At 59.4% G+C, this 25,818-nt stretch carries 26 protein-coding genes and 1 pseudogene; 15 read left to right on the forward strand and 12 right to left on the reverse strand.

The window, feature by feature from the left end:
• Positions 1-53: 53 nt before the first annotated feature.
• Complete coding sequence (locus tag U6037_RS10040; RefSeq protein WP_322846605.1) at positions 54-455, forward strand: hypothetical protein; 402 nt, start codon at positions 54-56, stop codon at positions 453-455.
• Here U6037_RS10040 and U6037_RS29420 read toward each other — a convergent pair.
• Entirely contained in the window at positions 452-583 is a 132-nt protein-coding gene (locus U6037_RS29420; protein WP_416221710.1) for a DUF4406 domain-containing protein, read from the reverse strand. The genes U6037_RS10040 and U6037_RS29420 overlap by 4 nt on opposite strands.
• Before the next feature lie 466 nt (positions 584-1,049).
• A complete protein-coding gene (locus U6037_RS10045; RefSeq protein WP_322846606.1) occupies positions 1,050-1,973 on the reverse strand; it encodes a DNA cytosine methyltransferase in 924 nt (307 codons plus the stop codon).
• 133 nt (positions 1,974-2,106) lie between these two features.
• Here U6037_RS10045 and U6037_RS10050 point away from each other — a divergent pair, with 133 nt between their 5' ends.
• Positions 2,107-2,433, forward strand: a complete 327-nt coding sequence (locus tag U6037_RS10050; protein ID WP_322846607.1) for a hypothetical protein — start codon at positions 2,107-2,109, stop codon at positions 2,431-2,433.
• Between the two features lie 65 nt (positions 2,434-2,498).
• Here the strand turns inward: U6037_RS10050 and U6037_RS10055 are convergent, their stop codons facing one another.
• Positions 2,499-3,068 carry a hypothetical protein gene (locus U6037_RS10055; RefSeq protein ID WP_322846608.1) on the reverse strand — a complete coding sequence of 190 codons (570 nt, stop codon included), beginning with the start codon at positions 3,066-3,068 and terminating at the stop codon, positions 2,499-2,501.
• 277 nt (positions 3,069-3,345) lie between these two features.
• Here U6037_RS10055 and U6037_RS10060 point away from each other — a divergent pair, with 277 nt between their 5' ends.
• Positions 3,346-3,702 (forward strand): hypothetical protein, encoded by a 357-nt coding sequence (locus U6037_RS10060; protein ID WP_322846609.1) that lies wholly within the window; start codon positions 3,346-3,348, stop codon positions 3,700-3,702.
• Positions 3,703-4,066: 364 nt separating this feature from the next.
• On the opposite strand, the gene U6037_RS10065 is transcribed toward U6037_RS10060, so the two are convergent.
• Entirely contained in the window at positions 4,067-4,282 is a 216-nt protein-coding gene (locus U6037_RS10065) for a hypothetical protein (protein WP_322846610.1), read from the reverse strand.
• Between the two features lie 130 nt (positions 4,283-4,412).
• On the reverse strand, positions 4,413-4,691 hold the full coding sequence (locus U6037_RS10070; RefSeq protein ID WP_322846611.1) for a hypothetical protein: 279 nt from the start codon (positions 4,689-4,691) through the stop codon (positions 4,413-4,415).
• A 153-nt stretch (positions 4,692-4,844) separates the two neighbouring features.
• On the opposite strand from U6037_RS10070, the gene U6037_RS10075 reads away from it, so the two are divergent.
• Positions 4,845-5,174, forward strand: a complete 330-nt coding sequence (locus tag U6037_RS10075) for a hypothetical protein (protein WP_322846612.1) — start codon at positions 4,845-4,847, stop codon at positions 5,172-5,174.
• 57 nt (positions 5,175-5,231) lie between these two features.
• Here U6037_RS10075 and U6037_RS10080 read toward each other — a convergent pair whose 3' ends face one another.
• Complete coding sequence (locus U6037_RS10080; protein WP_322846613.1) at positions 5,232-5,645, reverse strand: VOC family protein; 414 nt, start codon at positions 5,643-5,645, stop codon at positions 5,232-5,234.
• Positions 5,646-5,868: 223 nt separating this feature from the next.
• Here U6037_RS10080 and U6037_RS10085 point away from each other — a divergent pair, with 223 nt between their 5' ends.
• Entirely contained in the window at positions 5,869-7,680 is a 1,812-nt protein-coding gene (locus U6037_RS10085; protein ID WP_322846614.1) for an ABC transporter ATP-binding protein, read from the forward strand.
• On the opposite strand, the gene U6037_RS10090 is transcribed toward U6037_RS10085, so the two are convergent.
• The 3 genes from U6037_RS10090 to U6037_RS10100 all read right to left on the reverse strand — a co-directional run bounded on the left by U6037_RS10090 (position 7,677) and on the right by U6037_RS10100 (position 10,993).
• Positions 7,677-8,621 carry an alpha/beta hydrolase gene (locus U6037_RS10090; RefSeq protein ID WP_322846615.1) on the reverse strand — a complete coding sequence of 315 codons (945 nt, stop codon included), beginning with the start codon at positions 8,619-8,621 and terminating at the stop codon, positions 7,677-7,679. The genes U6037_RS10085 and U6037_RS10090 overlap by 4 nt on opposite strands.
• Positions 8,622-8,733: 112 nt before the next feature.
• The gene (locus U6037_RS10095) at positions 8,734-9,732 is read right to left on the reverse strand and encodes an NAD(P)H-quinone oxidoreductase (protein WP_322846616.1); all 999 of its coding nucleotides are present in this window, start codon (positions 9,730-9,732) and stop codon (positions 8,734-8,736) included.
• Positions 9,733-9,793: 61 nt separating this feature from the next.
• Positions 9,794-10,993: a YbfB/YjiJ family MFS transporter gene (locus U6037_RS10100; RefSeq protein ID WP_322846617.1), complete on the reverse strand. Its 1,200-nt coding sequence runs from the start codon at positions 10,991-10,993 to the stop codon at positions 9,794-9,796.
• Between the two features lie 111 nt (positions 10,994-11,104).
• On the opposite strand from U6037_RS10100, the gene U6037_RS10105 reads away from it, so the two are divergent.
• Together U6037_RS10105 and U6037_RS10110 are read left to right on the forward strand one after the other, a co-directional pair.
• Positions 11,105-11,980 carry a LysR family transcriptional regulator gene (locus tag U6037_RS10105; RefSeq protein ID WP_322846618.1) on the forward strand — a complete coding sequence of 292 codons (876 nt, stop codon included), beginning with the start codon at positions 11,105-11,107 and terminating at the stop codon, positions 11,978-11,980.
• A 180-nt stretch (positions 11,981-12,160) separates the two neighbouring features.
• A complete protein-coding gene (locus U6037_RS10110; protein WP_322846619.1) occupies positions 12,161-12,646 on the forward strand; it encodes a hypothetical protein in 486 nt (161 codons plus the stop codon).
• A gap of 49 nt (positions 12,647-12,695) precedes the next feature.
• Here U6037_RS10110 and U6037_RS10115 read toward each other — a convergent pair whose 3' ends face one another.
• Positions 12,696-13,418 (reverse strand): pirin family protein, encoded by a 723-nt coding sequence (locus U6037_RS10115; protein ID WP_322846620.1) that lies wholly within the window; start codon positions 13,416-13,418, stop codon positions 12,696-12,698.
• 214 nt (positions 13,419-13,632) lie between these two features.
• Between U6037_RS10115 and U6037_RS10120 the strand changes: the two genes are divergently transcribed.
• Both U6037_RS10120 and U6037_RS10125 read left to right on the forward strand, forming a co-directional pair.
• Positions 13,633-14,583: a GlxA family transcriptional regulator gene (locus U6037_RS10120; RefSeq protein WP_322846621.1), complete on the forward strand. Its 951-nt coding sequence runs from the start codon at positions 13,633-13,635 to the stop codon at positions 14,581-14,583.
• Positions 14,584-14,673: 90 nt separating this feature from the next.
• Positions 14,674-16,131: an ATP-binding protein gene (locus U6037_RS10125; RefSeq protein WP_322846622.1), complete on the forward strand. Its 1,458-nt coding sequence runs from the start codon at positions 14,674-14,676 to the stop codon at positions 16,129-16,131.
• On the opposite strand, the gene U6037_RS10130 is transcribed toward U6037_RS10125, so the two are convergent.
• Together U6037_RS10130 and U6037_RS10135 are read right to left on the reverse strand one after the other, a co-directional pair.
• The gene (locus U6037_RS10130; RefSeq protein ID WP_322846623.1) at positions 16,108-19,014 is read right to left on the reverse strand and encodes an ATP-binding protein; all 2,907 of its coding nucleotides are present in this window, start codon (positions 19,012-19,014) and stop codon (positions 16,108-16,110) included. The genes U6037_RS10125 and U6037_RS10130 overlap by 24 nt on opposite strands.
• Positions 19,015-19,139: 125 nt before the next feature.
• On the reverse strand, positions 19,140-19,571 hold the full coding sequence (locus tag U6037_RS10135; protein ID WP_322846624.1) for an AraC family transcriptional regulator: 432 nt from the start codon (positions 19,569-19,571) through the stop codon (positions 19,140-19,142).
• Between the two features lie 248 nt (positions 19,572-19,819).
• Here U6037_RS10135 and U6037_RS10140 point away from each other — a divergent pair, with 248 nt between their 5' ends.
• The 6 genes and pseudogenes from U6037_RS10140 (at position 19,820) to U6037_RS10165 (ending at position 25,753) form a co-directional block, all read left to right on the forward strand.
• A complete protein-coding gene (locus U6037_RS10140; RefSeq protein ID WP_322846625.1) occupies positions 19,820-20,803 on the forward strand; it encodes an MBL fold metallo-hydrolase in 984 nt (327 codons plus the stop codon).
• Between the two features lie 54 nt (positions 20,804-20,857).
• On the forward strand, positions 20,858-21,781 hold the full coding sequence (locus U6037_RS10145; RefSeq protein WP_322846626.1) for a LysR family transcriptional regulator: 924 nt from the start codon (positions 20,858-20,860) through the stop codon (positions 21,779-21,781).
• 445 nt (positions 21,782-22,226) lie between these two features.
• A pseudogene (locus U6037_RS10150) lies at positions 22,227-22,583 on the forward strand (DUF6124 family protein).
• Positions 22,584-22,838: 255 nt separating this feature from the next.
• Positions 22,839-23,252, forward strand: a complete 414-nt coding sequence (locus U6037_RS10155; RefSeq protein ID WP_322846627.1) for a DoxX family protein — start codon at positions 22,839-22,841, stop codon at positions 23,250-23,252.
• The gene (locus U6037_RS10160) at positions 23,245-23,871 is read left to right on the forward strand and encodes an antibiotic biosynthesis monooxygenase (RefSeq protein WP_322846628.1); all 627 of its coding nucleotides are present in this window, start codon (positions 23,245-23,247) and stop codon (positions 23,869-23,871) included. The genes U6037_RS10155 and U6037_RS10160 overlap by 8 nt, the downstream gene beginning before the upstream one ends.
• 43 nt (positions 23,872-23,914) lie before the next feature.
• Entirely contained in the window at positions 23,915-25,753 is a 1,839-nt protein-coding gene (locus U6037_RS10165) for an amidohydrolase (protein WP_322846629.1), read from the forward strand.
• Positions 25,754-25,818: the final 65 nt, after the last annotated feature.

The raw sequence follows: 25,818 nt of genomic DNA on the forward strand, positions 1-25,818 counted from the left end.
CCAAACCGGTTCAGAGAAGCTTTACTAAGTTTTCTGATCGAGGGGGGGGGGTTATGATTAAAAACGTATCGGAGGTTTTAGCTATGGGTGTTTTGTGCCTTAGTGTTTCTGCTTGCTCTACTGTTGACGGGCTTCAGCCCACTGACAGTGGAGTGACCGTTGAGGTGCGTAATAAAACTTACAACGAGGTGTGGAAGGTGTCGGTAAGCGCTATGAGTTCCGGCCTGGCAATCGTCGAGACAAACAAGAGTGCTGGCGTCATTAAATCCGAAGCACCTGCAGGAATGGCCACTTGGGGGGAGGTCATCGGTTTGTTTGTTACTCCTGTCTCGCCATCCGCAGACAGTTATTCAGTTCGAATCGTCAGCAAGAAGCGTTCGACGTATCAAATCACTGGCCAGAACTGGGCGCCGTCTATTGCTGCTCGCATTAGGGCAGACCTAGACGCCGATTAGCGTTCACCCTGCAATCCCATCGATACCAACCCATGGGCGTTCAGTACCGGCATGCACAGCTCTCGGGCGATGTGCACTTCGAGGCGTGCGCCCCTTGATGCATCCCAGCCCGGCAGAACAGCGACCATCCCGCACAGGCCGAGCTCGCCCGTTTATAGGGGTTGGCGATGGAGGTTTCTCTATTCATCATCTAATGATTGAGCGAGACCTCGCTGCGCCAGATTGCTATGTTCATTGCACGGCTCACACCCTGACTCGAGTAGTTTTGGAGCAATTTGAGAAAGCTGACTCTTGCATTGAGATCGTGCGGCCTGCTGCTTTTTATAGATGCCTTACCGAAATAATAAATAAACGCACGGCTGTTCATTTTTATGGTTTTCATAGAATTGTCTATTCTGATCGGCGTGAAAAGTTTAACGGGGAAAACCTAGGGTGTAGACCTGATCTTATGAAAGACCCTGCGTTTGAACCTCAGTGTGAAGTGCGAGCTATCTGGATTCCGAAGTCCAAAAAAACAATCAAGCCTTTCAATCTGCAGGAAAGGGCACTTAGAAAGTTTTGCAGGGAGGTGGAAGTTCCATAGCGTTGCTTTAGTTAAGCTGCAACTTTCAAAGCCTCGATGATCCTCTGCCCGGCGAGCGGCGGCACGGCGTTGCCAGTCATATGCATGGTCAAACGATGGTTGTCCGGACGCAACGTGTCTTTCGGGAAAGACTGAGCTGCCATGGCCTCGTCAGCGCTGATCATCCGCATCGTGTCGCCGTCCACGACTGCCCAACGGTCCAGCGTGGTTATGGTGCCGATCGGTCGATCAAGGCTGCGGCCGGTGAGGCCCGAGCCTGAGCCGTAGTAGGGCATCACGAAACGATCGCCAAAGCGCTCGCGGCCATTCTTCACCCGGATCAGCGTCGAGGCGGCTCGGCCTGGCTTGTTGATCGGCGACCATTTGCCGGCGTCGAAGTCGATAATCTCGCGGGCGGGCGCATGCTGGTAGCGTGGAAGTTGCAGGTGCAACGGTGCCTTGCTGCGCGAGCAGACCATGAACAACCGCTCGCGGTGCTGTGGGATGCCAAGATTGGCGCAGTCCACGATGTGCGGCGCCAGTGCGTAACCGAGCCGCTGCATTGCGTCAGCCCATGCCGGGTAGAGAATCCAGTCCATGAACTCCGGTACATTCTCGATCACCGCGAACTCCGGCCGGTTTACCTCGGCGTTCTGTACCGGTGCCCAGGCTGTCGATCGCGAATTGTCGTGCTGAGGATTTCCGGCAGCCTTCCCGCGGGCTTTGGTGTGACCTTGGCAGCAGGGCGACGCGAGCATGACATCGTGCTTCGGTACATCAGCCCAATTCGCCTGGTGCAGATCTTGGCACGCGTGGATCGTGTCTGAATTGTTCCGGGTGTGCCATTCGACTGCCTCGGGCCAGTGATTAGCGGCCAAGAGAACGTTCAGATCGGCGTTGCGGCCACCCTTAGTCCATCCGCCGAGACCGGCGAACAAATCGATTGCTGTGGGCATGGGGCATCCTTATTCGGCAGATATTGCTAGGTCGATAGTTAATTACTAATTAAAAGGTAATTAACTGACTTGTAATTACCTTTTGGTTGTCGGATTATCTGTAAGCGGCAACGTAGCCGCTTAGGGGGTACATATGGAAATTTGGCGTCAGGGTGCTAATCGTAGGACAGGATGGACGGTTATCCGCTCAAAAAAAGCAGCAATATTTACGATCGAAAGGGATGAGAAAAAACCTAGCGTGGTCGACATAACGCTCAAGACGACCTCTGACCCAAATCAGGTCGGGCAGTACGACCACGCGGTGCGTCTTAGCTTTGATGATGTTGCGAAAATGCTGGAAGAGCTAAGCGAGGTAACTGATCCGCAGATTCAGCTGGAGCTCGCCGAGAAGCTAGAAAATTATGTCAGGCCGTTGAACCGCCTTCTGCTGCTCGCAAGTGGCGTGTCGATTGCTCGATAGAGTGATTCTTTTCTGTCTTTTGCTGATACGCGCAGCGGTGTGAGTGGTGGACCTAAGGCCACCGCTCAGCCGCCGCAGAATCCAGAGTCGCATTTGTTGATCGGAAACAGCTGCAACTGATCTCGTGCCCTGGGCGCTTCGGCCCACTTCAGAACGACACGGATTCCGACGGCGTTTTTTCGTCTGCTTGGCCTGAACCTCACCCTAGCCTTGCCCTTTTTGGTAAAGCCCAGTTCTTGCTCCGTGATATCGATGAGCCTGATTCGGTCCTCTGTCAGCACCCGAAGCTCATCAATGTTTGCATTGATGCACGGGTAGCACTCGTTGGACCGGTGCGGCAGGGGATCGAATCCAGCCCTGGACAGCAACTCGTTGCGCATAATGTCGTCGTGCCGCACCAGCGGCTGCCACAACTCTCGGCCACCATGTCGCTCAGACTCGATCACATGCTCAGGTGCATCAGCTCGATGTGCACTTTCAGATCTGCGTACGCCTGTCATCGCCGTCGCCAGCTTGTCGGAATCATGTTCATCCAGCCATGACAACGCAGGCTGTACCTTCAGTTCGGCAGTGCAGAACTGGCCTTGGCCGCCGGCGCCAGGCCAGCCGCGTTTCCGCTTGGCTAAGGCGACCATTCCCTCGGACTGGGTTTACACAGTCTTGAATCCGTAACTCTTTGCTAGTGCCTCACCGCGCGTTACGCGCTCCGGCCATTCCTTTGAAGCCCATCCTGTGTCGGAGTAGAGGCATGTAACGTCCGGTATTCTGTTTTCATGCGCCCACTGGATCAGGGCGATGTAGTCGTTCCCGTAACTGCAGAACAAAACCTGCATAGGGATCCTCGCCGGCTGGCGTGATGGCAGATTGATTTTTTAGGAGTAGTGTTTTGTCTTTCGAAAGGGAGGGGAAACATTGCCTATCAAAATCGATTTTTCTAACAACACCATCACTGACTGTGGTATCGGAGTTTCCGCACCATCAGATATGGATTTGGAGTTCATTGGGTCTAGTAACAAATTTCGAAACGTAAAAAAAGTCTTTGATTTCCAAGATAGAAGTCTTTTTTCGAAATTGGGGCTGAGCCCCGACACTGATCCTGAAGTGCTTAAGGTGGTGATTGAGAGAATCAAAGCAATCGCAGGTGAGTCCATCGAAAAAAAGACCGAACTGGTTTCCCAGTCATCGCTTATGAAGTGGGTTGGTTTCGGGGCTACCGCTTCAACCTTGACTAAAAACCTGCTTGATTTCATCGAGCGGTTGAGTCAGTAGCACTGTAATAGTGTTATGGCAGATCAGGCGCGCCGGACCTTGAAGTGCAGCATCGCCTTGATGCTGTGGCAGTAATCCTGAAGCTGCTCATAGGCATCTCGGCGGGCACCTGATAGTGCTGCCGGACGTATGCGCAGTTGTAGTCCATGGATGATCTCCAGTCAGGCGCCGCCCTCCGTGACCGGTGGTGGCAATTTGGTTTGGGTTGGGGTATTACGGATGACCGGCAATCTCAAATAAAAAAGGCCAATGCATTAAGCATTGGCCTTTTTTGTACGTCATTTTTGCAAGGCAGAACTGCGGCAGATTAGCCCGATTATTACCGCAGCGTCGCCGCTACGCCATCATTCGTTCTGGGCTTGGCTCAGTTGTTCTTGGCGTTCAACTTGCGCAACTCTTCATAAGTCGCCGACTGCACAAACCAGAACCCGGAGATGATGCACCAGCTCAGAGTACCAACAACAAAGGTGCCAACAGCGGCGAGAAAACTTTGGCTCAGCATCACCAGGGCGGCGATCCAGATGACCGCGAGGGCGATGTAAAGGACGGTGTTGTTAACGCCGATGACGAAGTCTTTCATGTGCATTCCTTGAATGTAGGTCCCTGGCAACTCTTCATGAGATGCCAGCGCGGCTATCATATTGCCATCGCACCAGACTTCGCTAGTGGCTACGGCTTACAAACGCCATAGCAGCACTGAACAGGACGAGTTATTGCACTGGCTTTTTCTTGATGTCATGTGAATCACTCGAAGTCGCAGCATCCTTTGCCGTTTCGTGCGATTGCGCGCCCGCGTTCCCACCTGAGGACTCTTCGCCCTTCTTGTTCGCCTTGTCGTCGTTAGATTGTTTACTGCTCGACTGATTGACCCCTGGCAGGGCCGTCGGCGGGGCAGCGGATTGCGCAGTCGTCTTTTCGGCGGCCATCGCGCATATCGGGCCGATGAGGAGCAGGCTGGCGAAGGACAGGGCAGCAATGTTCTTGTTCATTATCTGTACGCTCCACTGAGGGGTGTACAGTTTGGAAGTGCAGAGAGGCGAAAGGTGCGGGCCACCGGACGAGTGGCAAGGAGGCAAACTGCTGGCCCCCGGCTTTTCGCTTCCCCGGCAAAATCGCCTTTTTTCAGAAGGTTAGGTTGGCTTATGCGGACGATTGTCATCACCGTTGCAACGCTTTCCCTGGCTGTTTTCGCGGTGGGAGTGCAGGCGAAAGAGCTGAGTAAAAGCCATCGCTTTGCCTGCACTTGGGGCTCGGACATTGCTGCCGGTGCCCAGCAATCGAAACTGTCAGGCGTCTCGCTGTATGGCGCGCGTAAGCAATTGCAGGTGCGCCGGTTCCAGCAGCCGTGGATGCGCATGACGGCGATGGGGATTACCGAGCAAACCTACAACAGCTCGTCGAAGCTCAAGCCTGCGGCGGTCAAACAGACGTATTACGAACAATGCGTGCGCCATGAATTGGCCCAGCGTTAATACAAAAAGCCCAACCTGAACAGGTTGGGCTTTTTCATGCCTGACGAAATGTCAGGGTTACTTTTCGCTCTCGCAATTGACCATCCACGACACGCCAAAACGATCGACCAGCATGCCGAAACGCGCCGCCCAGAACGTCGCTTCCAGCGGCATGTCGATGCGGCCGTCGCTGGCCAGTGCGTTGAACACACGTTCGGCCTCGGCAATGCTGTCGACGTTCAGCGAAATCGAACAGCCGCTCATGCCTTGAGTCGGCCGATCGGGCGTGGTGTCCGAGGCCATGATCATTTGATCGCCGACTTTCAGGCAGGTGTGAATGATCAGGTGGTGGTGCTCTTTCGGCACATGCTCGGCGGCGGGTGTTTCGCCGAAGGTCATCATGGCCTCGAGTTTTCCCTGCAAGGCTTGCTCGTAAAAGGTGAACGCCTCGCGGCAGTCACCATTGAAGATCAGGTACGGGTTGATTTTCATGTCTCTGCTCCCGGCAGTCAGGCGCGGAGCGTGGCGGGGGTTCGCCGGGTTCCGCGTAGGGCGGTTAAAACATAGCAGAGCGTTGGACGCCGGAAAGGCCAGAGTCTTCCAGATGTTTTTGTTCTGAAAAGCGCGTCGACGATAACGCGCTCGTCGTGTGAAATTCAGTCGTAGCGCTGGAGTACCATAACGCACCGCCATCGCCTGCCGAGTCCAATGCCCCATGCCTGATCTATCGCGTTTCACCTCCTTGTTCGATCAGGCGCAGCGAGCCTTGCGCTTGGTTTGGGGGACATCGCGTGGCTTGTTTCTCGGGCTGGTGCTGGCAACGTTGGTGGCCGGGCTGCTGCCGGCACTGGCGGCGTGGCTGGGGCAGCGGATTGTCGATGCCGTGGTTGCCGCGATGCAGTTGCACGCGCAACATGGCAGTGCACCGCTGTGGCCCGTGTTGCGTTACGTGTTGTTGGAGGCGGGGGTGTTGGCAATGTTGTCCGGCACGCAACGGGCACTGTCGGTGCAGCAGTCGCTGCTGCGTGTGCAACTGGGGCAGAAGGTCAATACGCTGATCCTGGAAAAAGCACAGACCCTGTCACTGGTGCAGTTCGAGAACTCCGAGTTCTACGACAAACTGGTGCGCGTGCGTCGCGAGGCGTCGACCCGGCCACTGGCGCTGGTCATGAAGTCGTTGGGCTTGATTCAAAACCTGATCATGCTGATCAGCTTTGGTGTGCTGCTGGTGCACTTCTCCCCCTGGGCGCTGGTGCTGCTGGTGGTCGGTGCGTTGCCGGTGTTCTTTGCCGAGGCGCATTTTTCCGGGGACGCCTTTCGTCTGTTCACCCGCCGCGCGCCGGAGAGTCGCCAGCAGAGCTACATCGAAACCTTGCTGTCCCACGAAACGTATATCAAAGAGGTCAGGCTGTTCGGCTTTGCACCGCTGCTGCTGCAACGTTACCGCGACACGTTCGCCAGGCTGTATGCCGAAGACCGGCGCCTGACACTGCGGCGCGACGGCTGGGGTTTCGGCCTCGGCCTGCTCGGTACTGCGGCGTTCTACGTGGCCTATGCCTGGGTAGTGATCGATGCCGTGCATGGCCAGATCAGCCTCGGCCAGATGACCATGTATCTGGTGTTGTTCAAGCAAGGCCAAGGCGCGGTAAGCAGCAGTCTGAGTGCGATCAGCGGCCTGTACGAAGACGGCCTCTATCTGACCAGTCTTTATGAATACCTGGCCGAACCGGTTCAGGTCGATACCGGCCACCTGACGGTCGGAGCGTGCCCGGGCGATGGTTTGCGTTTCGAAAACGTCGGTTTCCGTTATCCGGGCGCCAGTCGGCCGGCCCTGGAAAACATTGATCTGCAACTGGTGCCAGGCCAAAGCATGGCGCTGGTCGGGGAGAACGGATCCGGCAAGACCACACTGATCAAGTTACTGACCCGGCTCTATCGCCCCGATCAAGGGCGCATCCTGCTCGACGGCAGCGATTTGCAGGATTGGCAGGAAACCGCGTTACGGCGGCGCATTGGCGTGATTTTTCAGGATTACATCCGCTATCAGTTCAGCGTCGGAGAAAACATTGGCGTCGGCGATACCCTGGCGTTCAACGACGCGCAACGCTGGCAGGAGGCCGCGGCCCAAGGCATGGCGGCTCCCTTCATCGAAGGGCTCGACAAGGGTTATGCCACGCAGTTGGGACGCTGGTTTGCCGGTGGCCAGGAATTGTCTGGCGGGCAGTGGCAGAAGATTGCCTTGTCCCGTGCGTACATGCGCCGTGATGCCGACATTCTGATCCTCGATGAACCGACTTCCGCCCTGGATCCGGCGGCCGAAGCGGCGGTATTCGAGCATTTCAGCCAGCACAGCGAAGGGCGCATGACCTTGCTGATTTCCCATCGTTTTTCCAGCGTGCGCAATGCCGATCACATCATCGTGCTGCAACAAGGCCAAATCCTCGAGCAGGGCGGCCACGATCAACTGATCGCCGCCGCCGGACACTACGCGCAACTGTTCGATTTGCAGGCTCGCGGCTACCGTTAAGTGTCCCGCCCACTGCGCAAGTTTGTCGGCCCGGCCACCCGAGGGACGGGCTTGCTCTGCATCAGGCTGTCGAGCGCCTTGCGGTAATTCTGCCCGCCGAGCGCCATGCTGTTGTTGTGCGTCGCGCCCGGCACCAGCAACAGGCGCTTGGGTTGTTGCGCGGCGTTGAACAGTTGTTCGCTGAAACGCGGTGGAACGAACGCGTCAGCCAGACCGTGCACCACCAGCAGCGGCATGTGAATGTCGGCAATCTTGTCGATCGAATCAAATTTCTGCGAGAGCAGCCAGCGCACCGGCAGTGAGGTGTTGGCGACTGACGCGGCGACATCCGCCAGCGTGGTGAAGGTGGACTCGATTACCAGCCCGCGCACCGGTAATGCAGAGTGATCGCGAGCGGCGGCCTGGCCGAGTTCCGCGGCCAGATCGATGGCCACGGCGCCACCGAGGGAGTGCCCGTAGATCAGGCGTTTGGCCGGGTCCGGTTGCAGCAGTTTGAAGCGCTCCCACGCCACCCGCGCATCTTCGTAAACGCTGCTTTCCGATGGCAGATCACCGTGACTCTTGCCGAATCCGCGATAGTCGATGGCCAGCACCGAATAACCCGCCGCGCGCAATTGTTCGATGCGGAACAGTTGCCCGGTGAGATTCCAGCGTACGCCGTGCAAATAAAGAATCGCCGGCGCATTGGCCTTTTCCGCCGGCCACCACCAGGCATGAATGTTCTGCCCGGCCTTGAAGCTCTTCGGTTGCAGGTCGAGTTCCTGCACGCTGCCGGGCAGGCCGTGATACCAACCCGCCGTGCCGGGCTCGATGCGAAACAGCAGTTTGCGTTCGGTGTGTTCGAGTACGGCACAACTGGTCGGCACGCCGATAATCAGCGCGGCCATGCAGGCGAACGCCAAACGGCGGCGGCGCAGACGCGTCATGAAGGACAGGAACATTAAACGTTTCACTCAGGCGCAGACAAAGAAGGCTTTTTACCAGATGCCTCGCTCTGCGCGTGAGTTTTTCGACCACCGCCCCGGCGCAACGATTACCAAATGCTGCGAAGACTCACACGACCCGCAGAACGATCTTGCCGATATGGTCGCCAGCTTCCATGTGCGCATGAGCCTGAGCGGCGTCGACGAGTGGGTAGACCTTGTCGATCATCGGCAGGCAGCGCCCGGCAGCCAGCGCCGGCCATACGTGCTCACGCAGTTGATCGGCGATCGCGGCTTTTTCGGCTGCGGTACGGGCGCGCAACAGCGAGCCGGTAATCACCGCACGTTTGGCCATCATCGCCAGCAGATCAAAGTCATTGGCCCGAGCGCCGCCGAGGAAGCCAAGCATGACCAGACGACCATCCATCGCCAGGGCGCTGACGTTATCGTTGAGATACGAGCCACCCATGATGTCGAGGATCACATTGACGCCCTGGCCTGCGGTTTTATCGGCGATGACTTGGGCGAACTGTTCTTCGCGATAGTTGATCGGCAAGCCGCCAAGCTTGCTGATCGCTGCGCATTTGTCCGGGCTGCCGGCGGTGGCGAACGCTTCTATACCGAGTTCGCGGCACAGCATCAGTGCGGTAGTGCCGATGCCGCTGGTGCCGCCATGAATCAGCGCGCGCTGGCCACGGCTGGCACCGCCGAGGCCGAACAGGTTGGCCCACACGGTAAAGAAGGTTTCCGGGATCGCGGCGGCGTGGAGCCAGTCCAGACCGTCGGGAATCGGCAAGGTCTGGCCGGCCGGGACTGCGCAGTATTCGGCATAACCACCGCCGTTGGTCAGCGCGCAGACTTTGTCGCCCACGGCGAACTGGCTGACACCCGTCCCGAGTGCCACGACTTCGCCGGCAACCTCCAACCCGGGGATTGGATTCATGCCGGGTTTCATCGGGTATTTGCCGGCTCGCTGCAAGGCATCCGGTCGATTGATCCCGGCGGCGTGCACGCGGATCAGCACCTCGCCTTCTGCGGCGACTGGCAGCGGCACGCGTCGCGGTTGCAATACCTCGGGGCCGCCGGGTTCAGTAATTTCGATTCGGGTCATTTCGTTGGGCAGGGACATATCGATTCCTGTTGGCATAAGTTCTGTAGATGGGAGCGCGCTGCGCAAACAATGATTCCCTTCAATTTGCACAGCAGCGCAGCTCAATAGGGGCGGGCAGCCATTTCATGGCTTGCTCCAGCAGCAGCGCCATGACGATCGCGCCAGCGGCAATGACGAATAACAACGCGTGATGACCGCCGCTGGCATTGAACAGCGCCGAATAGGCAAAACCGGCCAGCGCCTGAAAGGTGGCGAACGATACCGTGGCACGGCTCCAGGCGATCTGCTGGCGATGGTGCTCCGGCACCAGCTCATGCACTCGCGCCAGCGCCAGCGGCACGATGCCGGGCGGAAATGAACCGAGAATCACCGCCAGCAACGCCAGCGCGAGAAACGAGTGAGTCAGCGCCAGCAACCCGAGGGCAATCGCCTGCACCACCAGCACCAGGCGAATGCCGGCCCGCGCGCCCAATTGATCGGCGAGAAAGCCATAACTCACCGGGCCAACAATAGCGCCCAAGCCATACATCACCCAGATCAACGCGCCGACATGCGCCCCGGCGCCGAGTCCACGCGCCACGTAATCCACCAGAAACACCATCGCCGGCACCAGACCAGCGGCCATAAAGGCATATTGGGCAAACAGCACGTAGACCGCGCGCGGCGTTGGTTCAACGGACGCCGTTTCGTGCGCAGCCACCGGGTGCGCAAAATCGGACGGCCAGCCGAACCAGCTCAGCGCAGTCAGCAACAGGGCCAATGCGCCCAGGCCCAGCCAAGTCGCCTGCAAACCCAGGCTCAACAGCGGCGGCACCAGCGTCCCGGAGCCGGCAATGCCGAGACCGATGCCGAGAAAAATCGCGCCACTGGCCAACCCTTTGCGTGCGGCTGGAACATGCGGCAATACCGTCGCCGCCACCAACACCATGATCGCGCCACCGGCAATCCCGGACAGCAGCCGCCAGCCGAAGAACCAGCTCACCGACAAGGGAAATGCACAGGCAAAAAATGCGGCGGTGACGATCAGCATCATCAAGCGCAAGGCATTTTTATTACCGAGCCAGCGCGCTGTCGGCCGGCCGAGCAGGGCGCCGATCAGGTAGCCCACCAGATTGGCCGCACCGAGGTAGACCACATCATTGGCGCTGAACCACTGCGCTTCAATCAGCGAAGGAATCAACGGCGTGTAAGCGAAACGCGCCAGTCCGATGCTGACCAGGCTGGCGCAGAGGCCGGCAAAGATCGGCAGCCAGATACCGGTGGAGTTTGAAGTGCGCATGATAGCGATCTCGCGGAAGGTTTATGGCGTTCAGCATATCGGCTATCTTTGCTGCGTTAATGCAGCGATTAAGCGGCACGCTGATGCGTATTTGCATCATACGGAGGCAACATGAATTGGGATGACGCACGGGTGTTTCTCGCCGTTTGCCGCGAGTCGACGCTGCGGGGTGCGGCACGGATTCTGGGGGTCGATCAGGCGACCGTCGGGCGGCGCATCACGGCACTGGAAAAGTCCTTGGACGCGACGTTGTTCTTGCGCACCTCCGACGGTTACGCGTTGACGGCCGTCGGCGAAGCGGCGCTCAAAAACGTGGAGAAAATGGAGCATTCGGCGCTGGAGCTGGAGCGGCAGATTCAAGGCCTGGACGATCGCCTGACCGGCACGGTGCGCGTCAGTACCACCGATTCGCTGGCCATCGACTTTCTGATTCCGGCCATTGCCCGTTTGCATGCACGGCACCCGGATGTGCGCGTGCAACTGGATGCCTCCACGCAAATCCTCAGCCTGGCCAAGCGCGAGGCGGATATCGCCGTGCGCAATACCCGACCGGACAATCCGGACCTGATCGCCCGGCGAATTGCCCGATGGCCGGTGGGGCTGTTTGCTTCCCAAGCCTATATAGACGGCAATGGCGTGCCGCAGCCGGGCACGGCATTTGAAGGGCATGATCTGGTGGTTTATCAACCGTATCTGCAAGGCAAAAAAGACCTGACGTTGGTGTCTGAGCCGTTGAGTCGCGGTCGGATCGTCGCCAGCCTCAGTTCCAGTTTGCTTGTGCGCCGGTCGATTGCTGCCGGTTTGGGTGTAGGAGAAATCCCGGTGTACATGGGCGAGCGCGACGGCTTGATCAGGCTCTGGCCGGAGCGCACGACGCCGCTCCCGTATGAGGTATGGCTGGTAACCCACGCAGACCTGCGCCATACCGCGCGGGTGAGGGCGGTGATCGAGCAGATTGTCGACGTGTTCGCGTCGGAGAATGAGTAGGTAAATGCTGTTTTGGCAGGGCTACAACTTCTGACGAAACGGCCTACGCCAGAGGCAGAATCTCCCGGCTTGTCAGCATTCTGGATGGGGCCTATCGTTTCATCAGCTCGGTGAGTGACGTCAGGCTTTCACTGATGTTAATACCAGGGACGGTAGGGTCAGAGCCAGGAAGGTGTCGAGTTGAAAACCACGGAATTCAGTCAAAATCCAGTCAGTGATCTGTCGAGTAAAAGTCGGAATGCTAAAGCCATGAACGCTATAAGTCGTGAAGAGTTCAATGCCAGGATCGAAACCATCGAGACCAGGATGGACGCTCGGGTCGAGGGTGTGTCGGCAAGAATCGATGCTTACCTGTTGACTCAGGCTGAGCGAGACAAGGCTCAAATGGAGAGGGATAAACGATACGATCTGATGTGGGACGGTGTACAGCGAATCGCCGAAGAATCAAAAGAAGCCATCAAACATGCCTCGACAATAAAGGCGCATTACTGGGCGACGACAGCCGTCCATTTTCTTGGAATGATCACCGTCGTCGTGGGGGCGCACTTCGCCAATCAGGCAGCGGTGTTAACCACCTTGCAGACGACACTCGCGGCGATCCAGGTAGGTAAAGATATAGGCGCACCAAGACCTGCTTCGCAACAAACAACCGAATTAGCACAATAGAAAACGGCCTTCAAAGAAGGCCGTTTTTCGTGAGCATTGAAACACCGGATCATGGCATTTCTGGCAATTCCTGCGGCCGCAAGTCAAACACCAGCACCTCGGCATCGACACCGTTGCTCAAGGTCAGCAACTGCTCCTCGCGAACCCGCACGCCGTCACCTTCCTGCAATGGTTGGCCATTGAGTTCAACACTGCCACGTGCGACATGTACATAGGCATAGCGGTTGGCCGCCAGTTCCAGCGTGGCGCTTTCCTTGCCGTCGAACAGCCCGGCGAAGACCCGTGCATCCTGACGCACTTTCAGCGAGCCGTCGTGGCCGTTCGGCGAAATGATCAACTGCAGACGACCGCGTTTTTTCTGTGCGGTGAAATGCTCCTGTTGATAGCGCGGTTTGGCACCGGCAACCTCCGGCACAATCCAGATCTGCAGGAAGTGCACCGGTTTGCTCGCCGAATGGTTGAACTCACTGTGTGCCACGCCACTGCCGGCGCTCATCAATTGCACGTCACCCGGGCGGATGACCGAGCCGGTGCCCAGCGTGTCCTTGTGTTCCAGCGCACCTTCCAGCACGTAGGAAAAGATTTCCATGTCGCGATGCGGGTGTTGGCCGAAGCCTTTACCGGCGGCAACGCGGTCATCGTTGATCACCAGCAGGTCGGAAAAACCCTGTTCGCGAGGGTCGCGGTAGCTGGCGAAGGAAAAGGTGTGAAAGGACTTCAACCAGCCATGATTGGCGAGGCCACGATCGGAGGCTTTGCGAAGGGTCAGCATGATGAATTCTCCTTGCGGGACGTGAATTCGTCCGAGTGAGGAGAAGGTTACTGTTTACTGAGTGAGGCAATAAGTAGCTGAAAATTGAAAGACTGTCCTGATCAGGTTGACAGTTATGCGATACCCTTCACACAAACTCTTGCGCCTGCGATGTCTGACTTGGCCATAATGTCTGGCCTGTCTCATGTTTCTTTGATTGAAGTGATGTCATCCCATGAAAACCGTGGCAATGGTGCTGTTCCCCGATTTTCTTCTGCTCGACATGGCCGGGCCATTGGAGGTTTTTTCGGTTGCCAACCGCTACCTGAAACCCGATGCGCATTATCAATTGATCACGCTTGGCACCGAGCGTGGTCCTCTTCGGGCGTCCAATGGTGTGTTGGTGCATGCCGACCGAACTATCGACGACAACACCGAACATTATGATCTGCTGTTGGTACCGGGCGGCCCGGGCGCCTACAACCAACAATTCCCGTCGTTGTTCGCCTGGCTCAAAGGCGCTGTCCAGCGTGTCGACTGTTACGGCTCGATCTGCACTGGCGCGTTTGTACTGGGTCATGCCGGATTGCTTGATGGTTATCGTGTGACCACGCACTGGAATTACACCGAACGCCTGATCAAGGGATTCCCGAAAGCCCATGTCACGACCGATCAGATCTATGTCGAAGATCGCAACCTGATCACCTCGGGCGGTGTCACCGCCGGGATCGATATGGCGCTCGCCGTCATCGCCCGCGATCACGGCAAGAAACTTGCCCAGGATGTCGCCAAAGTTCTGCTGGTGGTAATGAAACGGCAGGGCGGGCAGGCCCAGTTCAGTCCGCTGATGGCCGCTGTGGCACCGCAGGAAACGCCGATCACCCGCGCGCAAAGCTACGTGCTGGAACACCTCGACGAAGCGTTCACGGTCGAACGCATGGCGGCCATTGCCAACATGAGTGCGCGGCACTTTGCGCGGGTATTCACCCGCGATATCAACATGACGCCGATGGAATTTCTGCAAAGTGCGCGCATCGACTGCGCGCGAAATCTGCTGGAAACCAGCGATCTGCCGCTTAAAACCGTGGCTTACAAAAGCGGTTTCGGCAGTGTCCGGCACATGCGTTCGCTGTTCGCTGAAAAGCTCGGCCTGACCCCCGCGCAGTACCGCGAACAGTTCAGCTAGAGCGCTTGTGTCCGTCTGGCGCACCCGGATGTCCGTGCTGCGCCTCGTCTAGCGGTTGTCGCGTCATCTGAGGCTGCCAAGATAGTTGGCATGGATAGCCTCAACGATTTGAACACGGCGTCGGTGCTGCATTTCGGCCCTTACGCCTTCCACCTGCGGCAACGGCTGATACTCGATGGAGATCGGCCCTTGCGCATGGGCGGTCGTGCGCTGGACATCCTGCAAGTGCTGGTCGAGCGTGCCGGTCGAGTGATCAGAAAAGAGCAGTTGATTGCTTTGGTGTGGCCCACGTCGGTGGTCGAGGAGATCAATCTGCGCGTGCACATCGCCGCGCTCAGGCGCGCCTTGGGTGACGGCGAAAACGGTCAGCGCTACATCGTTAACGTGCCGCAATGTGGTTACAGCTTTATTGCCCCGGTGCGTTGCGACAGCGCCGCGCAAGTGGTCTTCGAGGGGCTGCAAACGCCTCAGCATAATTTGCCTGCGCGCCTGACCTCGGTCGCCGGGCGCGACTCGCTGGTCGGCGGGCTGGTGCGGCAAATGCCGCTGTGTCGGCTGATGACCGTCACGGGGGCGGCCGGCGTGGGTAAATCCACTGTCGCATTGCGGGTCGCGGAGCTGTTGTTGCAGTACTACCGAGACGGCGTGTGGCAGGTCGATCTGAGCTTGATCGACGGCGACACGTCGCTCCTCGATCATGTGCTGCGCACCCTGGAGTGCGATTTGACCGGGCTCTCGACTCGCCATGCCTTGTTGCTGCTGGATAACTGTGACCACCACCGCGACGCTTGCAGAACAGCGCTTGAAACGTTGCTCGAAGCCGCGCCTCGACTGTCGATTCTCGCCACCTGCCGCGAAGCCTTGCACGTCAGTCTGGAAACGCTTCAGTACGTGCCACCGCTGGCCATTCCGAAGCGCTCGGCAACCGATTGCATCACTGAAGCCATGGGCCATTCGTCGGTACAGTTGTTCGTCAGCCGTGCGCGGGCGCGACAGCATGATTTCCGCCTGCGTGAGCAGGACGTCAAAGTCGTGGTCGAGATCTGTCGGCAACTCGACGGTTTGCCGCTGGCAATCGAACTGGCGGCGGCGCAGATCGATGCACTGGCGGTGGTCGGCTTGCAGGCGCAAATGGCCCACGGCCTGCAAGTGCTCAGCCATGGCCGGCGCACGGCTGTGCCACGGCACCAATCCATGCAGGCGGCATTCGACTGGTGCTATCAGCGCTTGAGTGAGCAGGAACAACGCGTACTGCAGCGTCTATCGGTGTTCAAAATGGCGTTTACGCTGGAGGCGGCGCTGGCGGTGATCAGCTGTGCGCAACTGGCTCCGCAGCGGCTCGCCGTGATCATCGAAGGTCTGGCACTGAAGTCGTTGTTGACGGTGGAGCGGGGCGGCAGTGCGGGCCGATACCGGATGCTCAATACCACCCGCTGCTATGCCCGCGAGCAACTTGAGCGCAGCGGTGAAGGGATTGAGCTTGAACGCCGGCATGTGCGTTACATCAAGCGGATTCGTCTGGCCTCAGGAGTGCACGCCCTCGCGTAACTCGTCGATCAGCAAGCGCACCTTGCGCAAGTCCGGGGTCGCGTAGCCCTCGGTGAAGCGTTGATAGATCGGACTGAGCAAATCCAGCGCCTCGCTACAGCGCGATTGGCGCTGCCAGAGTTGCGCCAATGAAGTAGCGCTGCGCAGTTCCCAGGCGAGCGCGCCTTGGGCGCGAGCGATGGCCAGGGATTGTTGCAGGAGTGCTTCGGCTTGCTGAATATTGGTGGCGTTTAGGAGAACCTCTTCGCGAGCAAGCTCGCTCCCACGGAGATTTTGGGTGTGCTCAGAACCCATGTGGGAGCGAGCTTGCTCGCGAAGGGGCCCGTCCAGACAACCCGGATCGTCACTCAATAACGAATTTGCCCGAGCCCGCAGGATCTCCGCCGTGCTCCACCCGGCATCACCACTCAGCGCCCGCTCAAGCAGCGCGTCATCCATAAAACGGCCATCCAGTGTCACCATGATTTCCCGTATCAGCCCGCTGCTGTCCTTGGGCACTGACGCCTTGGCTTGCGCGTCAATCACCTGCGCGTAGTGCCGCGCCCACGTGTTGAACAGCAGCACCGAATGTTTCTGCGACTGCTCCAGCAACAGCTGCAACAGCGCCCGGGCGTTTTGTTGATCACCGTTGTAATGAGCGATCAGGCAACTCGCCAGCGCGAGGGTGTAGCAAATCGAGGTGCCATGGTCGATCTGTACGGCAATGTCCAGGGCCTGCCGCGCCGTGCGCCAGGCTTGTTCCGGCAGACCTTGCATCCATAAGACCCGTGCCAGCACCGTCAGCGACGCGACGCTCTGGTCGTATTGCACGCCAAAGCCATGAGTGAAGCGGTTGACATGGCCGCTTTGCGCCATGCGCTGGAGGACCTGTTCGGCGTGAATGCGCGCCTGCAACTGGTCGCCGGCATAGTGCAGGGCCAATACGCGCAAGCGATGGGTACTCAGTGACAACAGCGGATCGCCGTGCAGGCCGAGGCGGTCGAACTGTTCACTCTGCGCCAGCGCCATGCGGTAGTGCCCGCAACTGAGGTTGACCGCCATGTGTCCGGACACCGCGCGCAATTGCCCGGCGACGTCGTCGTGTTCGAGGGCCAACTGGCGAGCCTCGACGAACGCCTGGATGGTTTCCGGGGTGCCTCCCCACGTGTGATAACAGGCGCTGCCGAGGGCCAGTTTCAGAGAGATTTTCAGACGCGGGCAGGATTCGCCGAGTTCATTGAGCAGGCTCAGCGCCCGCCGCACATAGCCGCCGTACTCCTTGAGCAGCGACAACTCTTGCCACAGGGGCGCCGACGCTGCTGTCAGGCGAATCCCCAGACTACCCGGGCCGACACCGTTAAGGCTCCAGTCCAGCGCCGCGCGCAGGTCTTCCAGCCCTCGGGCGTAACGCTCGATCCACAAAGCCGTCGGCGTCATTTCCCAATCGCTTTGCGCCTGTTGCATCAATGCCAGGCAGCGTTCGGCGTGGCGTTCGCGGGTTTCTTCGCATTCGGCGGCGTGCTCGAGTTTTTCCAGTGCATAGCGGCGGGTCGTGTCGAGCAGACGATAGAACACCTCTTCGTCACCGACTTCGACGCTGAGCAGGGATTTCGCCACCAGTTGGGTGATCGATACACACACCACCCCCGGATCAATCTGTTGGCCGACGATGACGGCCGCCGCCGACTCCAGGGTAAACCCTCCGCAAAACACGCTCAGACGGCGCAGGCAGGTTTGTTCGCACCGGTCGAGCAGGTTGAAACTCCAGTCCAGCGTGGCGCGCAGGGTGAGATGGCGCTCAAGACTGCTTTGATTACCCGCTGCCAGCGGTGGCAAACGGCCCTGCAACTGGCTCAGCAAACCTTCCAGGCCCAGTTCGGCGACCTGCGCTGCCGCTAGCTCCAGCGCCAATGGAATACCGTCGAGTCGGTGGCAGATCTCGATTGCTTGCGGCAACTGCGCATCGCTCAGTTCAAAGCTTTCCTGCGCGGCCGTGGCCCGTTCGATGAACAGTTGCAGCGCCGAATAATCCAGCGCTTGCTGACGATTCAATGTCGCGTTCATCAATGGGTATTCGAGCGAATCGAGACGCTGCACGAATTCGCCTTCCGCCCGCAGGCTCTCGCGGCTGGTGGCGAGGATATGCACCTTCGGCGCGCCGCGCAGAATGCTTTCACTGAGCGCCGCGACGGCATCAATCAAATGCTCGCAGTTGTCGAGCAGCAACAGCATCTGCCGCTGTTGCAGACCTTTGACCAGCGCCGTCTGCGGTTCGCCCTCGAGGAGTGCCAGATCAAGCAGGGCGGCCAGGTGTGAACAGATCAACCGCGGATCGCTCAGCGGTGCCAGATCCACCAGACGAATGCCGTCGCGATAGTGTCCGATCAACTGCTCGGCTACCCGCAGGGCCACGGTGGTCTTGCCGATCCCGCCAGGGCCGACCAGGGTGATGCAGCGCTGGCGCGGCAACTGCGTCATCAAACTATCGACCAGCGGTTGGCGGCCGATCATCCGCGTGCGCCGCAAGGGCAGATTGTGCCGACCGCCGACATCGCCCACAGGACGCTCCTCCATGGATTCCAGCAACACTGGCGCGACAAAACTGTAGCCCCGTTGCGCCACGGTGATGATGTAACGCTGGCCGGCCTGACCGTCACCGAGCGCCTTGCGCAGCGCTGCCATGTGCACCCGCAGGTTGATCTCTTCGACCACGCTGTCCGGCCAGACCCCGGCCATCAATTGCTGCTTGCTCACCACTTCGCCGGCATGGGCCAGCAGAATCAGCAGGATGTCCATTGCCCGTCGGCCCAGACGTAACGGCTGCTCGCCTTCGAGCACGCGCCGTTGTCCGGGATGAATCCGATAGGGGCCAAAACCGAGGGCCTGATTCGGCAAAAGACTCAACGACTCACTCCTGCGGTGCTGCGGCGGACAGAGCGGAGTAGTGCGGCGCGCATGCGCAGGCATTCTGATCCGGGGTGTCCCGGCATAATCCTCAGGTTCGAGCGTCAGTGCAACGGTTGCCGGGCTCAAAACACGGCAGGTTGTAAACGGTGAGCTTTCGGTTCACGCATGATCTGGCAGCGCCAGGCAAACGGATTGATGCCTTCGCTGCGGGTGAACATATGGCAGAAATGCGCCTGATCGCAGAACCCGCATTCCAGGCTGATTTGCGTCAGGCTCAGGTCGGTGTGCTGGATCAACAGCTTGGCCCGCGCGATGCGCTGGGTGCGAATCCAGTCCTGCGGCGACACCCCGGTGCTGCATTTGAAGGCGCGGGAAAAATGGCTGCGTGACAGTGAACAGGCGCGGGCCAGTTCGGTGACCTCGAGGCTTTCGCCGAGGCGTTCGAGGATCAGCTGTTTGACCTGTCGTTCACGTTGCGGACTGAGCCCGCCGATCCCGGTCTTGCGCGGTTCGCTGGCAGGGGCGAGGGCGACGCTGTGCTGTAAATGAGCCATGGCCAAAGTCCGTGTCGATGGGGAATGCACGGTCGGCGCATCCCCTCAGGTCAAAAAAACAACGCTGCGCAGAGGGTTTCATTGTTGGTCGAGGGCGGGAGGCTGGCGAGTTAATCGTTGTTAATTCCAGCGCATTGACCTGAACTCAGCACATCCCTGCAAGTCTGCGCCCCGCTGTTTGCGGCACGATGACTGCAAGCGTGGCGAACCGATGGGGCGCTGCAATCGGCAGGTCCAAGGGGAATCAAATGAAAGGCATCCTAAAAGCAGCGATGACGTTGACGTGTGCGCTGGTGACTTCCGGTGCCATGGCGCAGGCACCACAGCAGGGCACTCAGGCGCCGGGCTATTTCCGCCTGGCCGTAGGGGATTACGAGGTCACCGCTTTATTCGATGGCTACAACGACCTGTCGCCGAAACTGTTGCAGGGCATGAGTCAGAGTCAGATCCGCGCGCTGCTGGCACGCCGTTCGATTGAAACCCCGGGTGTCCAGACCGCGTTCAATGCCTTTCTGGTCAATACCGGCAAGCAACTGATTCTGGTCGACAGCGGCGCCGGGCAATGCATTGGCGCCACCGCCGGGCAGCTCCTGGCGAATATGCGGGCGGCCGGCTACCAGCCAGAGCAGGTCGATACGATCTTGCTGACGCACCTGCACCTTGATCATGTCTGTGGTCTGGTCGATGCACAGAAACAAGCGTTGTTCACGCATGCCACGGTGTACGCCGCCAAGGCGGAAGCGGATTACTGGCTCGATCCGACCGCGCTGGCCAAAGCTCCGGCCGGCGCCAAAGAGTTTTTCAAGATCGCCCAGGACTCCACGGCGGCCTACGTCGCCGCCGGGCGCTTCAAGACGTTCGCCGCTGGCCACTCGCCGTTGCCGGGATTAGTCGAAGCGACACTGGAAGCCGGACATACGCCGGGCAGCACCACTTACCGTTTCACCTCGCAGAATCAGAGCATCGTCTTCATGGGGGATCTGGTGCATAACCTCGCTGTGCAGTTTGAGCATCCGGAAGTGTCTATCGGTTTTGATGTCAACAGTGCGCAAGCGATCAACGCTCGTCAGGCAGTCTTCAGTGCGGCGGTGGCCAGCAAGACGTGGGTGACGGCGGCGCACCTGCCGTTCCCGGGCATCGGTCATATCACCGCGCAAGGCAAACAGTTTCAGTGGGTGCCCGTGGAATACGGTCCGTACAAGCGCGCGGCCAAGGTGCCGTTAATCGAGTAAAGTGCGCAGCGCCCACTCGCCAAAGCAGCTGACACCGAAAAGGAAAACATGCCCATGAACCGTAACGATCTGCGTCGCGTCGACATGAACCTGCTGGTGATTTTCGAAGCGCTGATGTTCGAAAAGAACCTGACCCGCGTCGCCGAAAAACTGTTCATGGGCCAGCCGGCAGTCAGCGCTGCGTTGGGCCGTTTGCGCGATCTGTTCGATGATCCGTTGTTGCTGCGCAACGGGCGTGGCATGGAGCCGACTGCGCGGGCGCTGGCGATTCTCAAGGAGCTGCAACCGGCGATGGACGTCATCTCCGGCGCGGTCAGCCGGGCCAAGGAGTTCGAACCGGCGAGCAGTTGCGATGTTTTCCGCATCGGCCTGTCAGACGACGCCGAATTCGGCCTGTTTCCGCCGTTGCTGCGTCAGCTTCAGCAAGAGGCGCCGGGGATTGTCGTGGTCGTGCGCCGCGCCAATTACTTGTTGATGCCGGCACTGTTGGCCTCTGGAGAAATCTCCGTCGGCGTCAGTTACACCACTGAATTGCCGGCCAACGCCAAGCGCAAAAAACTGCGCGACATTCCCTGCAAAGTCCTGCGCGGCGATGATCGACCTGGGCCGCTGACGCTGGACGAATACTGCGAGCGCCCACACGCGATGGTGTCGTTCTCCGGCGACCTGAGCGGCAATATCGACATGGACCTGGCCAAGGTCGGACGCAGTCGCCGCGTCGTGTTGGGCGTGCCGCAATTCAGCGGTCTGCGCGCCTTGCTCGCCGGCACCGAGATGATCGCCACCGTGCCGGATTACGCTGCCTGCGCGTTGGTTGAGGGCTGTGCATTGCGCGCCGAAGATCCGCCGTTCCCGATCGATGCGGCGCAATTGTCGATGGCGTGGAGCGGGGTGCATGACAACGACCCGGCGGAGAAATGGTTGCGCGCGCGGATCAGCCAGTTCATGGCGGCGCCGCTGGATATTCCAGCGATTTGAATCCCTGCGCATATCTCCCATACACATCGATCCCCTGTAGGAGTGAGCCTGCTCGCGATGGCGTCGTGTCAGCCAAAATCTATGTCACTGGAATACCGCTATCGCGAGCAGGCTCACTCCTACAGGGATCGGGTGTGAATCTCGAGTTGTTGGTGCTTTAAACATCGCCGTTTAAGCAACACCATCAGACACTCTTTCAGGCTACGCAGCCTTGCGCCTTTGCCTACAGCTAAGCCAGAATCCGCCGGCTTGTGCGCTTGTGGTCGGGTCTTTATCGTTTGGTGGTCGCTGAAAACTCAGCGATCGGGTTTAGCGACTCGGACCAAAAAAGAGCATCAGCGCTCCATGCTTCGTCGCAGGCTATCGTCTGCACTTCGCTATGGCGGCTGTATGCGGGAGACCTTCGGGTCTACCGGGTTGCCTTTTTACCGGTTCGCTAACCTGCATACGGTCGCCACCCATCCCGCCAGACATCGACCCCACATCTCCCTACGAATCCATCGATTCGAGAAAACTCCACGAAGCTGCCGACCGCGCGCTCGACCATTACCTCCTTCCACCCGGCGCCACGCCACCCCCACGCAGAACCCGCGGCATGTAGGCGGTAACCGCCGACACCAAAAACGAAGAACTGCTGACCGATGCCAGCGAAACACTCGCCTCGGCCAAAACCATCGCCCAGGACGTTGCCCACCTGTTGCCCGCGCCGCAGCGCAGGGCGCTGTTGGGGATTGCGCAGTTGATCATGCTCGGCGAGCTGGCGGTGAATCGGGTACTGGATAACCTCGAAGTGCCAGGCTAACCGGGACCACTGATCGTTCCCACACAGAACTTGTGGACTTTCAGAAACCCTGTGGGAGCTGGCTTGCCAGCGATGGCGTCAGCTCAGCCAACAGCGACGGCGCCTGACACTCCGCTATCGCTGGCAAGCCAGCTCCCACAGAGTTCTTCGGCGTTCCGGTAACCTGGTTGATCGCAAGAACTGAGCACACCCATCCAATTTCCTCCCGACCATCATTGGCATGATTCCAGCCAATGACATTTCAAGGGTCGGGTCATGAATGCCTCAACAGATGAACGGGCACGCGACGTCGGTCTGCTGTTCCTGCGGGTCAGTGGCGGATTGTTTTTACTCTGGGTCCACGGCTTGCCCAAGCTGTTGGACTTCACCGCGCAACTGCAACTGATCGAAGACCCGTTCCACCTCGGATCCCGCCTCACGTTGATCCTGGCTATCTTCGCCGAAGTCCTCTGTCCACTACTGATCGTCGCCGGGTTACTGGCGCGATTGGCCTGCGTGCCTATTCTCTTTGTGCTGCTGGTGGCACTGCTCGTCGTGCATCCGCAATGGAGTGTGGCCGAGGGGCAGTTCGGCTGGTTGCTGTTGATCCTGTTTACCACTGTGTTGATCGCCGGGCCGGGACGGCTGGTGATTCCTGTTCGTTTGCCCGGAGTGTTGCGTTATGCCTGAAGTCCTCAATCCACAAGCGCCGGGGGCCGACGAAACGGTCACATTGATCATCAAACACCGGGTCAAGGCCGGTTTCGAGTCGGCGTACGAGGCCTGGCTGCGCAATATCGTCCACGTGGCAGGGCAGCGGGAAGGGCATCTGGGTGTGGACGTGGTGCGCGGCAAGCGCGGTCGTCTCGATTTCTATACCTGCGTGCTGCGCTTCAGCTCCACCGAAGCGATGCAAGGCTGGCTGGAGTCGTCGCAGCGTCAGGCGTTGGTCGCCGAAGCCGCGCCAATGCTGGCTGATGGCGATCAGACCGAAGTCGCGCCGATCAATGAATTCTGGTTTACCCCACTGGCCGATGCCGCTTCGCCGCCGCCGCGCTGGAAGCAAGCGGTGGTCACGCTGCTGGTGATTCTGCCGCACACCTTGCTCGTGCCGCTGATCTGGGGGCCGCTGCTGGCGCTGCATCCGCTGCTTTCCAACTACGTGGTCGCCACGTTCCTGATCACCCTGACCATCGTCCTGTCGGTGGTGTACGTGGTAATGCCGCCGGTCACCCGTTTGTTTACGCCGTGGCTCGAAGCCAGCCAGGCCCATGAACACCTCGATTCCCAAGAGACCTCGCCACGCTGAGCGCGCGGGGTTTGCTCCTTTTCACTTTGCTTGAGGAACTGCGATGAGCGCCGATCTGATTTTATTCAATGGCCAGTTTCATACCGTAGACCGCACCAAACCACTGGCCAGTGCCGTGGCCATCACTGACGGCCGCTTCGTGGTCGTCGGCAACGACAACCAGGCCATGGCCCTGCGCGGGCCGAACACGCAAGTGGTCGATATGCATGGCCGCTGCGTCATCCCCGGCCTCAACGACTCGCACTTGCACCTGATTCGTGGCGGTTTGAACTACAACCTCGAACTGCGCTGGGAAGGCGTGCCATCGCTGGCCGACGCGCTGCGCATGCTCAAGGATCAGGCCGACCGCACGCCGACTCCGCAATGGGTGCGCGTGGTCGGTGGCTGGAACGAATTCCAGTTCGCCGAAAAACGCATGCCGACCCTCGAAGAAATCAACCAGGCCGCGCCGGACACACCCGTGTTCATCCTGCACCTGTATGACCGCGCCTTGCTCAACCGCGCCGCGTTGCGCGTCGCCGGCTACACCCGCGACACGCCGAATCCGCCGGGCGGCGAGATCGTCCGCGACAGCAACGGCAACCCGACCGGCATGCTGGTCGCGCGGCCGAACGCGATGATTCTCTACTCGACGCTGGCCAAGGGGCCGAAGCTGCCGCTGGAATATCAGGTCAACTCGACCCGCCAGTTCATGCGCGAACTCAATCGCCTCGGCCTGACCAGCGCGATCGATGCCGGCGGTGGTTTCCAGAACTACCCGGACGATTATCAGGTGATCGAACAACTGGCCAAAGACGACCAGTTGACCGTGCGTATCGCCTACAACCTGTTCACCCAGAAACCGAAAGAAGAGCTGAGCGATTTCCAGAACTGGACCGGCAGCGTCAAGTTGCACCAGGGTGACGACTTCCTGCGCCACAACGGCGCCGGCGAGATGCTGGTGTTCTCGGCAGCGGATTTCGAAGACTTCCTCGAACCGCGCCCGGATCTGCCGCAAACCATGGAGGAAGAGCTGGAGCCGGTGGTGCGCCACCTGGTCGAGCAGCGCTGGCCGTTCCGTTTGCACGCGACGTACAACGAGTCGATCAGCCGCATGCTCGACGTGTTCGAGAAGGTTAACCGTGACATTCCGTTCAACGGTCTGCCGTGGTTCTTCGACCACGCCGAAACCATCACTCCGCAGAACATCGAGCGGGTGAAAGCGCTGGGCGGCGGCATCGCGATTCAGGATCGCATGGCGTTCCAGGGCGAGTACTTTGTCGACCGCTACGGCAAGCAAGCTGCCGAGGCCACGCCACCGATCAAACGCATGCTCGCCGAAGGCGTACCGGTCGGCGCCGGCACTGATGCTACGCGCGTTTCCAGTTACAACCCGTGGACTTCGCTGTACTGGATGGTCAGCGGCCGCACCGTCGGTGGTCTGGCCTTGTACGAAGAAGGTCTGCCGCGCACCACCGCGCTGGAACTGTTCACCCACGGCAGTGCCTGGTTCTCCTCGGAGCAGGGCAAGAAAGGCCAGATAAAGGTCGGCCAATTGGCGGATCTGGCGGCGCTGAGCGCGGACTTCTTCCATGTCGAGGAAGAAGCGATCAAGTGGATCGAATCGGTACTGACCGTGGTCGGCGGCAAGATCGTTTATGCCGCTGGCGACTTCGAAGACCTCGGCCCGCGCTCGATTCCAGTGCTGCCGGACTGGTCGCCGGTGGTGAAAGTCCCGGGCCATTGGCGGCCGAATTCGCCGATGCAGGCGCAGGTGCACCAGTGCAGCGGCCCGTGCGCGGTGCACACTCACAGCCATGAAAAGGCGCGGATGTCGAATGCGCCGGTCAGCGACTTCGCCGGTTTCTGGGGCGCGTTTGGCTGTTCCTGCTTCGCCTTCTGATTTCCCCTGAAGCGTCGGCCATCCGGTCGGCGCTTCACGCTTCATCCATCCGTCCATCAGGAGTT

Origin of the sequence: Pseudomonas sp. B33.4 (genome assembly GCF_034555375.1) — a bacterium.
Classification (GTDB): domain Bacteria; phylum Pseudomonadota; class Gammaproteobacteria; order Pseudomonadales; family Pseudomonadaceae; genus Aquipseudomonas.